The organism is Chishuiella sp. (assembly GCF_032109125.1).
GTDB lineage: Bacteria > Bacteroidota > Bacteroidia > Flavobacteriales > Weeksellaceae > Empedobacter.
Map to the genome: position 1 here is coordinate 163,787 of NZ_DAMCLZ010000006.1, position 14,557 is coordinate 178,343.

Consider the following 14,557-nt stretch of genomic DNA (forward strand, 5'->3'; position numbering starts at 1 on the left):
TATTAAAATTTCAGTACTTTGTTTTGCATAATACTAAAATTATTTTATATATTTGTATTACAAAATAAATAAGTCGTTCTTATGAATATAGAGAAAACAAAAGTACAAATGCGAAAAGGAGTACTTGAATATTGTATTCTCAGCATTATTGAAAAAGGAGATGCCTATGCATCAGATATAATTGATGAATTGAAAAAAGCGGAAATGATAGTTGTAGAAGGAACTTTATATCCACTTTTAACAAGATTAAAAAATGATGACCTTTTACAATATCGTTGGGAAGAATCTACTTCTGGTCCTCCACGTAAATATTATGCATTAACAGATCAAGGAATAGAATTTCTTAAAGAATTATCCGAAACATGGAATCAGCTTATAGAGGCTGTAAATAAAGTAACACTAGAAAAGCACAAAAATGGATAAAACAATATCAATCAGTTTAGGAGGTTTCTCTTTCATCTTAGATGAAATTGCCTACAATAAATTAAAGATATATCTAGAAGATGTAAAAAAGTCTTTAAGAGGTACAGATGGTATAGAAGATATTATAGAAGATGTAGAAATTCGTATATCTGAATTATTTAGAGAGCGTATACAATATAGAGAAGTTGTAAGTGAAAGTGATGTTGATGCAGTTATAGAAATAATGGGACATCCTGATCAGTATATTTATGAAGATGAAGATTCAAATGAATCTAGTCATCATAAATCGCAAAATAATCAATCATCATTAGGAGGACAGTATGGAACAAAAAAGCGCTTGTATAGAGATCCAGATGATACAATTATTTCAGGACTTTCATCTGGTTTAGCACATTATTTAGGTGTAGATCCTTGGTTTATTCGTGCAATATGGTTGGTGTTAGGAATATTGGGTGTATTTACAAAAGGTGTGTCTTTACTGTTTGTCTTATTTTGTTACTTTATATTGTTAATTTTTGTGCAAAAAGCTAGAACTACATCTCAAAAATTACAGATGTATGGGCAGCCAGCTAATATAGATACATTAAAAAAAAATGTAGAACAAGCTTCTGAAGCAGTTCTTAGTGGGAGTAAAGAATTAAGTAATAGATTAGGTGGCGTTTTTGAGCTTTTTGGTCGAATAATACTTTGGTTTTTAGGTTTTATAATTCTTGTAGTAGGATTAAGTCTTATTATTGGAGGTTTCTTTTTAATTTTCACTTCTTGGACTGATATTCCAACAGAATTATTTGGTTATTTAGTTGAAGAGAAATGGATGAGTCTTGCTGCAAAAATTATAGGTGGAATTTTAGTGATTATTCCAGGTATATTATTAACAATTTTAGGAGTTAAATGTTTTTGGAATAAAGCAAGAGTTAGTAAAAGTATTATTATAAGTTCTCTTGTAATTTGGTTTATAGCATTACTTGGTTTTGCAGCTATTACTTTAAATACGATAAGTAAATTTAGAAATTCTGTAGATGTTACTGATGAAAAAGTATTTAATATACCATCTGATACATTGAATATTGATTTTAGAAAGGAAGATGGAAAAAGTTTTGCTTATAAGTCTTTTAATAATTTAGATCAATTAATTGATGAAAAAGGAAATTTAGTGATTTCTAAAAGAGAAGAATTTGAAATAGAAGAAAGTGATGATAATAATTTTCATTTAGAGATCAAATACTCTTCTAAAGGAGGAACTGCAGTAGAGTCTAAACGTAATTTGGATGCTATACGATATAACTATTCTATAAATGGTAATAATTTAATTCTTGATGAATTTCTTAAAGTTAGTAAAACAGGAAAGTTTAGAGATCAAGATGTAGATGTAAAATTATTTGTTCCTAAAAACAAAATTTTATTAATCAAAAATGCTGATTATGTAAGAATTAACAGTCGAAATTATGATTCTGATAATTTATATGATTTAAAGAATAATTCTATAAAATTTAATGGAAAAAAATTCGTATGTTTGGATTGTGATAATGATGAATCTTCTGAAGATGAAGGATATAACATTAATATAAAAGATGACAAAGATTCTGCGAAAGTTATTATAGACAAACACGGAATTAGAGTCCAAAATGGGCAAAACTCCGTTGGAGTAGGACATATAAAAAATACAAGTCAACAAATAAACTATAAAGATGATACAGATTCTATTAACATTAACTACGGAAGTAATTCAAAAAATCGTTGATTTCTTCGCTTAAACTTATGAAGTAAATTTTATATTTTAAAATATACAAAAAGGTTATTCTCTGGATTGAGAATAACCTTTTTTATTTAGTAATTTATCAATTTCATAAAATTTAGATATATCGGATCAAGTTTTCTAAATTTGCATACACAAAATCGCATAATTATGAAAAAATTGATTGGTAAATTCCTATATTTTTTAGGAGGATGGAAACTTGATAATCATCTCGATTTATCAAAAATTGATAAATGTATTTTAGTCTGTGCTCCACATACTTCTAATTGGGATTTTTACTATACAATTTTAGGCTTTTGGCAAATGGGAATTCCTATGAAAATGTTTATAAAAGATGCGTGGACAAAACCATGGTACGGTTATTTTATAAAAAAATTAGGAGGAATTGGTGTAGATAGATCTCAACGACATAATATGGTCGATTTTGCTTCAAATTTATTAAAAGAATCAAATCATTTATATTTAATTAATACACCAGAAGGAACTCGATCTAGAGCTGAAAAATGGAAAAATGGATTTTTTTATATTGCTCAGAAAGCTGATGTTCCTATTATGTTGGCTTACTGCGATTTTAAGAAAAAAAGAGCAGGTATTTCTAAAATTGTTACAACAGAAAATAAATCGTTAGAAGAAGTGATGGAAGAAATTCAGGAATTTTATAAAGATATTTCTGCAAAATATCCAGAACTTTATAACAAGAAAATTTATTAATGATGGATGAAAAAAATAAATTAACTCAGTTTCAAGAAATGTCTAAGAATACATTGATTGATACATTGGATATAGAATATACAGCTGTTGGAAAAGATTTTTTATCAGCAAAAATGCCAGTAACATCAAAAGTACATCAACCATTTGGTTTGTTACATGGAGGAGCTTCAATTGTTTTGGCTGAAACTTTGGGAAGTATGTTGTCAAACTTATTATTAGATTCTGATGATTTTGTTGCTGTAGGTCAACATGTAGATGCAAACCATCTACGACCAAAAACAGATGGAACTGTTTTTGGACATGCAACGGTTGTAAAGCAAGGTAGAACATCTCATTTAATAAAAATTGAGATAAAAGACGAAAATGACAAATTAATCTGTTATACTCATTTAACAAACGCAATTATACCTAAAAAAAATGGTTAAATTTTTTCAGGAAAAGCTTGAAAAGCTGATAGAGAATAAAAAATCTTTTGTTTTATTTAGAAAACCAAATTCAAATAAAGTCGAATTATGGGAAAATAAAGAGAATAAAACATATCCAAAATTTATTTGTAATACGTTTGATAATTCTAATTTAATAGAATTTTATGATGATGAGGTTTTGGAGATAGCCGTAAGTGAATTACCATATTTTAATTTAGAATTACCAAGTTCATATATTAAAGAAGCAATTTCTTATAATGATTATTTGAATCTAATTCAGAAAACAGTTGAAGAATTACAGAGCGATTCCTTGACAAAGAAAATTGTAATTAGCAGAATAAAAGAATTAGAATTAGAAACAATAAATCTTTCAGAAACTTTTAAAAATTTACATGAATATTATCCAAATGCTTATGTTTATTTACGATATGATATTCATGAAGGTTGCTGGATAGGAGCATCTCCTGAATTGTTATTAAAAGAAAATAATCAATTAATACAGACAGTTTCTCTAGCAGGAACAAAAGCAAAGGAAGATGAGTGGACAAATAAAGAATACCACGAACAAGAAGTAGTTACAGATTATATAACATCTGTGTTAGGTAAGTACTGTGATTTTGTTGATGTAGATGGACCTTTTTCGGTAAATGCAGGATTCTTCGAGCATCTTAAATCATTTATTATGGCTCAAATAAAAGATAAATCAGATTTATATAATCTTTTAAAAGATTTACATCCTACGCCTGCTGTTGGAGGAATGCCAAAAGATTTAGCCAAGAATTTTATTTTAGATAACGAAGGTTATGATAGATCATTTTATGCTGGTTTTGCTGGTTATGAGAATGAAAATGAATCAGAATTTTTTGTAAATCTTCGTTGTGCTAAAATTTATTCTAATAAAATTAATTTATATGTTGGTGGAGGAATAATGCCAGATTCAATTCCAGAAAATGAATGGAAAGAAACAGAATTGAAATCAAGAACAATAGGAGATTTATTAATTTTGAATACATAGAATATAAATTTAAATAGCCTCTTAAAGTAAAATAAGAAAATAAATAAAAAAGCTGAACTATTTTAGTTCAGCTTTTTTATTTATTTTCTTATTTTTTGATAATTTTTTTAGAAATTATATTGTTATTTGTTTCGATTTGTAAAATGTAAATGCCTGAATTAAGATTTTTGACATCTATAGAAAGACTATTTTCTATGGTTTTAACTATTCTTCCATCTATACTCAAGATTCTAATTTTTCTAATAATCGAATTTTCAGAAACTTTTATATTTACTTTATCTGTAACAGGATTTGGATAAATACTAACTTCAGTATTATTTAATAAATTTTCTTTTGATGTTAATGTTGTTTCTTCGTCGAAAGTAGATTTTATGTAATAAAGATTAGTTGTATCACCTTTTGTAATTTTATGTTCTCCATCTGCAATATCAGAAATAACTACAATTCCATTTTTGGCTGTATAATTAACTCCATTAAACTTAATTTTTCCATTGAAAGTAGTGTCAAAAACCAATGTTAATTCGGATTTCTTTTTAGTAGTATAACTAATTGTAGTAGCAGATTCTATTTTCAATCTTTTTGAGAAAGTTAATTCATCATATGTAGCATTGCCATCTGTAGAGTTAATGTTTGCAGAACCAGAGAATGTATAGAATTTACTTGTTATTCCATTTGTTGTAAAATTATGGATTTCTGAATTATTTATAGTCGATTCATCTTCTATTGTAATAGAACCTGTTGCATGTACAGGGGTACCACTACCAATTGTTTTAAGAGAAAAATTTACATCTGCTGTTGGTGTCCCAGAAATCACAATAGTTTTTGTATTATTATTTTTTTGATAAACTATACCATTTTCAGGTAAGCCAATAACTTCTATATCTGTTGCTGTTCCGTCCCAAGTAAACTCTATAGGCTGTATAGAAGTGTTTATTAACACTGTTTGCTCATTGTTGCTAGGAATATTTAAAATATCGGTACTCGCAGGAGAAGATTCAATTCCTTGTATTGATACTAATGAAGATTTATAATTTTTAAGTAAATTCATTAATGTCTGGTTTATGCTAGAAGATTGATCATCAACGGAATTGTCAAAAGTAAATTTTATATCACCGCCTTCTACTCGTCCAGCATATTTCATTACATTTTCTTTAGCTAAATCAGGATTTTCTACAATTAAATTTTTTACATAAAAAGAAGGATTTGTATCAAAGTTATTGTATGTTGAATTACCTTTTAATGCTTTAATATTATCATTTATAATCTCATTTCTATTTTTAACTTCGTAAGCATCGAATTGAATAGCATTAGAAACACTATTGTATGGTAAATAAGAAAATGCACCTTCAATGTAATTATTATAGGCTTTTATAATTCCACCATCTTCATTTGAAAATGTACCTGTAGAATTGGATGCAATATCACTACCTTGTTTAGAAATAAGCATAGGATATCTTGTATTTCTGAAATAGTTTCCTTCTGAAAAAATAGAGGATGACATGGTAGAGCCAATTCCATATTTAGATACTCCGTCATAGTAGTTGTTATAAACATGAGTAGTATATGTTCTTACTCTTGGATGTCTTGAATCTGAATGATCGAACCAATTATGATGATATGTAGCATATGCACCTACAGTATTTCCTTCGCTAAGTCCTAATAAACTGGCTTTACCGCTATCCCAGAAATGATTATATGAAAAAGTAATATATCCTGATTTTTTAGCGTCCAAAGCTCCGTCTCCTTTTGCTTGGTCAGCATCTTTTCCTGGGTAACCGTAAAATAAATCATTATTATGTACCCATATATAATCATTTTTTTGTTGCAGACTTATATTATCCCCTTCAGCAGCATCAGTTAACATAAAACCTAAATTTCTAATTTCTATGTTAGAAGCGTTTTTTATTCTTATACCCCAACCATTTGCAACAGCATCAGATCCAACGCCTTCAAATGTAATATAACTTGAACTGTTGTTGTTATTTTCTATAACTAAATCTCCATTCAGCATATAAGATAGGTCAGTTATATTTCCTATTAATCTTACTACTAATGGACGTGTATCTTTTCCTTTTTTAAATCCATCTAAAATACTTTGTAACCCTATACATGGATTATTATTTGCTCCAGTTACGTTAAGACTAATTGTATTTTTATTATCTTCTGATATATAAATTACTATAGCATCTTTTTTTAGTGTTCCGTCTAAGTTATATGCACCAGGAATCTTATTATTACTATGAGCAAAACCATCTCTTTTATGTGGTAAAACAGTGATATTATTTATAGAACTTTCTTCTTTTTCGACACCGTTTACAACAGGTACAACTCTAAAATTATAATTACCAGCAGATAAACCAATAACATCTGCTCTAAAATATGTTCCATAATTACGGATTAATTGTGTGTCAATTTTTTTGTTTGTTATACCATTTCCTGTGTAGTATACATTATAACTGTCTACATTTTCTGTAGGTGTATTCCATTTTATATAAGCACTTTCTAACCAACCAGAAGATTCTGTTATTGTAGCCTTTTGTGCAGATAAAATACTTGAAATTAATCCCAAGCTAATAAGTAATTGTTTTTTCATAAAATAATAATTTAACATAATGTAATCGATTGCTTTAATCGATGTTTTTAATTAGTGTATTATAAACAATATTAAAAATACATTTACTCTTTATTATTATTGATTTGTAAAATAAATTATTGTATATTAGTGTTTTGAAAATATTTTATATTTTTTATTTAATATTGTCATATATACGTTTTATTATTAATATTTTATTGTTGAATTTTAATTTATTAATTGACCTTTATTTAAGAATGAAAGTATTTATCAATAAAAATGGCTTGAACATAATTGTTCAAGCCATTTGATTTTTAAATTAATTATAATGTTGTAACATTTACAGTTATTTAACTTTTAATTATTGTTGTGGTAATATTATTTTTTTTCAAAATATTCAATTTTGTGACCTACAAAATAAACAAATATACACATGAGAAAAACAATTTTATCACTTGTATTCCTAGTAGGGATATGTACATCTACATCTACATTGGCTCAACAATTAGCAAAAGGAGTTGTTTATGAAGATGTAAACAAAAATAATAAGTTAGACAGCAAAGATAAGCGTCTTCCTAATGTACAAGTTAGTAACGGAAAAGAAGTTGTAATAACAAATCAAAAAGGGGAGTATCAGATTCAAGTAGATAATGAAACAATTTTATTTGTTATAAAACCAAGAAATTATAAAGTTCCAATTAACGAATACAATCAGCCTCAATTTTATTATATACATAAACCAGAAGGTTCTCCTAAATTAGAATACCCAGGATCTGAACCAACGGGTCAATTACCTAAAAGTATCGATTTTGCATTATTATCATCACCAGAAAATGATAAATTTTCAGCATTAATTTTTGGAGATCCTCAGGCATATACAGAAGAAGAAATGCAATATTTTTCTAAAGGAATTGTAGATGAAGTAAAAGGAATAAAAGGAATGGAATTTGGACTTTCTTTAGGAGATTTAGTAGGAAATGATTTAAGTTTGCATCCATCATATATCAAAACAATAGCAAAAGTTGGTTTACCGTGGTATAATCTAATAGGTAATCATGATATGAATTTTGATGTAAAAGATGATAAATATTCAGACGAAACATTCGAAAAGAATTTTGGACCAAGTAATTATTCTTATAATGTAGGAAATACCCATTTTATAATTTTAGATGATATTTTATATCCAGATCCTAGAGGAGGTAAAAGTTATTGGGGAGGTTTTCGTCCAGATCAATTAGAGTTTATAAAAAATGATTTAAAATATGTTCCTAAGGATAAACTAATAGTTCTTGCGTTTCATATACCGCTTAGAGATATTAGAACAGAAGATAAAAAAGAATTATTTAATTTGTTAAAAGATTTTCCTAATACTTTGTCTATGTCTGCTCATACACATTTTCAAGAACAAATTTTTTATAAAGATGAACAAGATTGGAAACAGGAGAAACCTCATCATGAGTATAATGTAGGAACTACTTCTGGTGATTGGTATTCAGGGCCCAAAGATGTAAATGGAATCCCAACTTCTACAATGAGAGATGGAACACCTAAAGGTTATGCATTTTTACATATAGATGGTAACCAATATAAATTTGATTATAAAGTAGCAAAATCTCCTAAAGAGCGTCAAATAGATTTATACCACACGAAAAAAGTAGAAGAAGGAGTAAAAAATAGAGCTTTTTTATATGCAAACTTTTTCATGGGACACAAAGATGATAAAGTAGAATATCGTGTAGATAATGGGGCTTGGAAAGCCATGAAATGGGAAGAAACTATAGATTATAATTACATAGAAACTATTATAAAAATAGACAATGCAGAAATTACATCAATAGGTAAGCGTCCATCTATTCCAGAGGTTTCAAAACATATATGGTCAGTTCGTTTACCAAATAAATTAAAAGTAGGTATCCATCAGATTGAAGTTCGTGCAACAGATTTATATGGTAATGTATTTACAGAGAAATCTTCTTTTGAAGTAATAAAATAAAAGTGATTTTTTTTAAAAACACAAAAAAACTGTTTTTCATTTGTATGTTAAGCAGTTTTTTTATTCTAAGTCTCTGTATGATTTATAACAATTATTATTTGGGCAAAACCTTCGGTACACGCTTTTTCGTTCCCAATCTTTTTTTTATTGGTTATTGAACGAATTTCGAAATGCAATGACCAATCAAAAAAAGGATTTCCACTTCAATCGTTTTTGCAGTTTTATCAATGTTGTTTTTTATAAGGAAAAAATATTTAATAATCTTTTCGGATTTAATATTTAATATAAAAATTACCTTTTAGTAATATTTACTTTAATATACCTTAATGATTAGTTTAAATGCTTTGAACTTATAACTTTTAGTTTTGTTAAAATTTTTAACACAGACAAAATTTAAACAAAATTACTATGAAACGATTAAAATTACCACTTATGTTAATAAGTGGATTTTTAAGTTTTTACACACAAGCTCACACTTATTTGAGCAAAGAAGAATTAAAATTTATTAATTTATCCAAAAAGGAAGAAGGACCGATAAAAGGACAGATTATTGACCAAAATGGATTAGGAGTTGCCGATGTAGAAATTGTAATAAAAGGAACGTCTATAAAGACATTTACAGATGGCGATGGTTATTTTGAATTTTTACCTTTTCCATTAAAGAATCCAATACTAGTTGTTAATTCTTCAAGGCATAAATCTTTAGAAGTTGTACCTAAAGATTTCAATAATGTAAAAATCACACTACAAGAAGAAACAAATCAGTTAAATGAAGTAGTTGTTACAGCATTAGGAATCAAAAGAGAGCAAAAAAAATTAGGTTTTGCTCAGCAAAATATAAATGCGGAAGATTTAGCAACAGCAGAAGCGAACAACTGGTCTTCTGGGTTAAAAGGAAAAGTATCAGGTCTTAATATTATTTCGGGAGGAAACGGACCAATAAACTCTCAGCAAATAATTTTAAGAGGAGCAAATTCTTTAGATCCTTCAAAAAATTATGCTTTAATTGTCATAGATGGTGTTCCAATGAATACCGAGATGACTTCTTCTGGAAACGATACAGCTTATATGGGAGATGACTCTCCTATAGATTTTGGTAATGCAATTTCGGATATTAACCAAGCAGACATAGAAAGTGTCACTGTTCTTAAAGGACCATCAGCAGCAGCACTTTACGGAAATAAAGCAGCAAATGGAGCATTAATTATTACAACAAAATCCGGTAAAAAAGGTAAAAAATTAGGCTTAGAATATAAATCTACTGTTGCAATTGATGTAATTAATAATTGGCCAGATTTTCAGTACGAATATGGACAAGGAGCAGGGAAAAGTTTTGATAAAAATGGAAACCCATATTATTCTTATCAAAAATCTGCCGATGGTCCAAATACAGGAAGTACATCATCAGCTTTTGGACCAAAATTCGATGGTCAAATGTTTTATCAATACGATCCAAATACAGAAAAACAAGGAGCAGAAAGAACACTTTGGAGACCATATAAAGATAATAGAAAAGGTTTTTGGCAAACAGGTTTTACTTTTAGTAATGCAGTTACACTTTCTGGAGGTAGTGATAAAGGAAGTATAAGAGCTTCTTTAGGACATCAAAAAAATAGTTGGATTATGCCAAATACAGGCTATGAAAACTACACAGCTTCTATTAATGGAACTTATGAGGTAAGCGATCGTATTAAAGTTTCATCAGTTTTAAATTATACTAGAAAAACAAGTGATAATTTACCTGGAACAGGTTATAATAATGGTTCGATAGCTTATTTTATGATTTTTCAAAATCCTAATGTAGATTTAAATTGGTACAAACCTATTTGGCAAAAAGGATATGATGGAGTTAAAATGCTTCGTCCTTTTAGTTCATATATGGATAATCCATATGCTATAGCCTATGAAGCTGTAAATCCAATGACTAGTAATCAAATAGTAGGTAATGTTAAAGTTGATTTTAAACTGACAGATAAATTAAGTTTAATGTTAAGACCTGCTATAAACACTTATTCACAATTAAGGGAACAAAAACGCCCTTTTGATATGAATCGTACTAGAAATGGTTATTATAAAAGACAAGATGTTACAAAAACAGAAACAAATTTAGATTTCTTATTAACATATAATGATAAATGGGGAGATATTTCATTTACAGCAAATGTTGGAGGAAATAGAAAAAATTATGAGTATAGAAATCTTACAGCATGGGTGGATGGTTTAGCATCTCCAGGAGTTTATAAATTAGCCAATGGTTTAACTTCTCCCTTCGCTCGTACTTATGATTCAAATTTAAAAGAAAATTCGTTATACGGAATGGCTTCTTTTGGATGGAAGGATATGATTTTTGTGGATATTACAAGTCGTAACGATTGGAATTCTTCTGTAGCTTTAAACTATAGTTCATTTTTTTATCCTTCAGTTTCATCAAGTTTTATCTTATCTGATTTATTTAAAATAAAAGGACCAGTAAATTATTTAAAATATCGTTTATCGTTTGCAAAAGTAGGAAATGGAGGTACTCCTGGGAAAACAAATAGATATTATAGTCAAAGCGATTTCTCAGGATCTGCAACATTACCATCAACACTTTATAATCCTAATTTAAAACCAGAATCTACAGAGTCTTGGGAAACAGGTATTGAAGCATTGTTATTTAAGAAAAGGTTAAGTTTAGACTTAACTGTTTATCAACAAAATACCAAAAATCAAATATTCGATCTTCCAAATGATATTTCTACTGGATATTCTTATAGAGTAGTTAATGGGGGAGAAGTTGAAAATAGAGGAATAGAAATAGGAGCATCATATTCACCTATAAAAAGAAAGGGTTTTGAATGGAAATTATCAGGAACTTTTACCAAGAATGAGAATAAGGTAAAATCTTTAGTAGATGGAATTGAAGATGATCAAATGATTATTGGTACAGCAGGAACTGTTTATCAAATATCTAAAGTTGGAGGTTCGTTAACAGCTTTATATGGTGAAAAATTCCAAAGAAATGAAGAAGGTAAAATTATTTATGATGCAAAATCAGGTGTTCCAATAAAAACAGGAAAATTAGAATATGTAGGTGATGCAAATCCAAAATGGAGAGCAGGTTTTACAAGTATGATAAAGTACAATTCTTTCCGTTTCAGTTTTACTTTAGATGGTCAATATGGTGGTATGATATATTCTCAAACTTATCATAAAATGATGGAACAAGGAAAATTAGCAGATTCTTTACCAGGAAGAGAAGATGGTTATATTATAGGAGATGGAGTTGTAAAAAATGCAGATGGTTCATATTCGCCTAATACAACAAAAGTAGATGTAGCAACTTATTATGGAGAATATAATAGACGTGCTAATGTTGAGGCTAATTCATTTAAGGCATCTTATATAAAATTAAGAGATGTAAGTTTTACATTTGATTTTCCTAAAAAAATATTAAATAAAACAGGTTTGGAAGCTTTATCATTGACAGCTTATGGACGTGACTTATTTATTATTAGTGATTTTCCAATGTACGATCCAGAAACAGCAGCATTAAATGGAAATACTTATGTACCAGGTGTAGAAATGGGACAGATGCCGTCTACTGCAACTTATGGTCTTTCATTAAAAGCTTCTTTATAATATATAATATTTAATTTTTAGAGATGAAAAAAATTACATTCAAAATACTATTTACATTTTCAATAATTTCATTAGTTTCTTCATGTACAAATGATTTTGAGGAAGCAAATAAAAACCCTAATTTAATTACAGAAATAAATTCAGGTTCTGTTCTAAATCCAGTAATATATGATCTTGCAGACTATAATGTTTCAAAAAATTATGATATTACTGCTCAGTTAATGCAGGTACATATCCCTTATCCTAGTAATACATTAGGAGTTCATAGATATAATATTACAACAGGAACAGGTAATTCTACATGGAATAATGCATACAGGAGTTTAGTTAACCTTAATGAAATGTTACGTGTTTCTATACAGGCTAGTGATGTAAATTATGAAGCAATTGCTTTAACTTTAAGAGCTTTAGTTATGTCAAATTTAACAGATATGTTTGGAGATGTACCTTTTTCAGAAGCTGCAAGATCTGAAGATGGAATTACAAAACCAAAATTTGATAAACAAGAGGATATATACATTCAATTGTTAGCAGATTTAGAGAAAGCGAATTCACTTTATGTCTCTACATTAAATTTAAAGTATGGAAAAGATATTCTTTATCCAACAACAGATTCTAAAAATGCTAATCTTAATGTAGATAATTGGAAAAAATTTACAAATTCTCTTAAGATGAGAATCTTATTAAGAATTTCTAATCGTAATACAAATGCTTTTTCAGAAATTAAAAAAATTATTGATAATCCTAAGATTTATCCCATTTTTACAAGTGATACAGAATCTGCGGTTCTGCAATTATCTGGTTTAGCACCATATCTATCACCTTGGCCACGAGCTCAAGATTATAGAGATAGTCGTTCATTTACTACTTTTTTTATTGATAAAATGGTAGAGACAAATGATCCTCGTTTACCTGTATTAGTCAATAAAGCTACAGATGAAAAAGGAAATTCTATTGGGTATAAAGGAGTTCCAGCTGCTTATGATGGAAATGATTCTGATTTTAATTATAATGTTTCCTCTCCAAGTTTAACAACAGTAACAGCTCCAATGAAAATACCATTTATGACTTATGCTGAGGTTGAATTTATAAAAGCAGAAATGGCACAAAGAGGTTTTGGAGGAGATGCAAAAACACATTATAATAATGCAGTAAAATCAGCAATTTCTTTTTGGACAGGAATTGCTCCTGAATCTCAATTTTTGGAGCAAGACAAAATAAAATATGATGGGACTTTAGAGAGAATAATAGATCAAAAATATTTTGCTTTATTTTTTACAGATTATCAACAGTGGTATGAATATAGAAGAACAGGTTTTCCAAAGTTACCTAAAACATCATCCATGTTAAATGATGGTAAATTACCTCGTAGATTACTATATCCTGCTGCGGTAGGTAATTATAATTCAGAAGGTTATCAGCAGGCTATACAACAAATGGGAGCAGATGACATTAATACACGTGTTTGGTGGGATATAAACTAAATAGTGTATCGTATAAAAACAAAAAAAAACGATCTCATATAGATCGTTTTTTTTATGTTATAATTAAAGAAGTTTAATTAACAACTTCCATATCTACTTTTAAAGTTCCTGAATCAATTGAACCAATTGAAGAGAAAGCAGCTCGACTTAAATCTAATAATCTAGATTTAGTATGTGGTCCTCTATCGTTTATTTTAACAACAACAGATTTTCCATTTCTTACATTTGTTACTTTTACTTTAGTACCGAATGGTAAAGATTTATGAGCAGCAGTTAAATCTTTTTTATCATAAGATTCTCCACTAGATGTTTTTTTACCATGAAATTTGTCAGAGTACCAAGAAACAATACCACTTACTTTTGTTCCAGCTTTTTCTACAATTTCAACTAACTTAGCATTATCAGTATTTCTTAGTTTATTAAATTTATCTAATAAATTAGATGTAATTATTTTACTAGTTTTAATAGAAACAGGTAATGGCTTGTTCATTGATATTTGAAAACTCTCATTAGCCTTAGTAATTACTAATGTCATTGTTATTAAAGTTAACGTGATA

Annotated in this window: 10 protein-coding genes; 8 read left to right on the top strand and 2 right to left on the bottom strand. The window is 28.3% G+C overall.

What is annotated here, in order from left to right; genetic code table 11:
• The first annotated feature begins 81 nt into the window (after positions 1-81).
• From RT575_RS08745 to RT575_RS08765, 5 genes are all read left to right on the top strand, one after another.
• The gene (locus RT575_RS08745; protein ID WP_313386448.1) at positions 82-423 is read left to right on the top strand and encodes a PadR family transcriptional regulator; all 342 of its coding nucleotides are present in this window, start codon (positions 82-84) and stop codon (positions 421-423) included.
• Positions 416-2,164, top strand: coding sequence for a PspC domain-containing protein (locus RT575_RS08750; protein ID WP_313580234.1), 1,749 nt, complete (start codon positions 416-418; stop codon positions 2,162-2,164). Before RT575_RS08745 ends, RT575_RS08750 begins: the two co-directional genes overlap by 8 nt.
• 165 nt (positions 2,165-2,329) lie before the next feature.
• Complete coding sequence (locus RT575_RS08755) at positions 2,330-2,890, top strand: 1-acyl-sn-glycerol-3-phosphate acyltransferase (protein WP_313386446.1); 561 nt, start codon at positions 2,330-2,332, stop codon at positions 2,888-2,890.
• Positions 2,890-3,315 (top strand): hotdog fold thioesterase, encoded by a 426-nt coding sequence (locus tag RT575_RS08760; protein WP_313580236.1) that lies wholly within the window; start codon positions 2,890-2,892, stop codon positions 3,313-3,315. Before RT575_RS08755 ends, RT575_RS08760 begins: the two co-directional genes overlap by 1 nt.
• Positions 3,308-4,330 carry an isochorismate synthase gene (locus RT575_RS08765; RefSeq protein WP_313580238.1) on the top strand — a complete coding sequence of 341 codons (1,023 nt, stop codon included), beginning with the start codon at positions 3,308-3,310 and terminating at the stop codon, positions 4,328-4,330. The genes RT575_RS08760 and RT575_RS08765 overlap by 8 nt, the downstream gene beginning before the upstream one ends.
• 88 nt (positions 4,331-4,418) lie before the next feature.
• On the opposite strand, the gene RT575_RS08770 is transcribed toward RT575_RS08765, so the two are convergent.
• Complete coding sequence (locus tag RT575_RS08770) at positions 4,419-6,923, bottom strand: T9SS type A sorting domain-containing protein (RefSeq protein WP_313580240.1); 2,505 nt, start codon at positions 6,921-6,923, stop codon at positions 4,419-4,421.
• A 412-nt stretch (positions 6,924-7,335) separates the two neighbouring features.
• On the opposite strand from RT575_RS08770, the gene RT575_RS08775 reads away from it, so the two are divergent.
• From RT575_RS08775 to RT575_RS08785, 3 genes are all read left to right on the top strand, one after another.
• Complete coding sequence (locus RT575_RS08775) at positions 7,336-8,895, top strand: calcineurin-like phosphoesterase C-terminal domain-containing protein (RefSeq protein ID WP_313580242.1); 1,560 nt, start codon at positions 7,336-7,338, stop codon at positions 8,893-8,895.
• A gap of 408 nt (positions 8,896-9,303) precedes the next feature.
• Positions 9,304-12,516 carry a SusC/RagA family TonB-linked outer membrane protein gene (locus RT575_RS08780; protein ID WP_313580244.1) on the top strand — a complete coding sequence of 1,071 codons (3,213 nt, stop codon included), beginning with the start codon at positions 9,304-9,306 and terminating at the stop codon, positions 12,514-12,516.
• A gap of 23 nt (positions 12,517-12,539) precedes the next feature.
• Positions 12,540-14,000 (top strand): SusD/RagB family nutrient-binding outer membrane lipoprotein, encoded by a 1,461-nt coding sequence (locus RT575_RS08785; protein WP_313580246.1) that lies wholly within the window; start codon positions 12,540-12,542, stop codon positions 13,998-14,000.
• Positions 14,001-14,073: 73 nt separating this feature from the next.
• Here RT575_RS08785 and RT575_RS08790 read toward each other — a convergent pair whose 3' ends face one another.
• A complete protein-coding gene (locus RT575_RS08790; RefSeq protein WP_313386441.1) occupies positions 14,074-14,535 on the bottom strand; it encodes a septal ring lytic transglycosylase RlpA family protein in 462 nt (153 codons plus the stop codon).
• Positions 14,536-14,557: the final 22 nt, after the last annotated feature.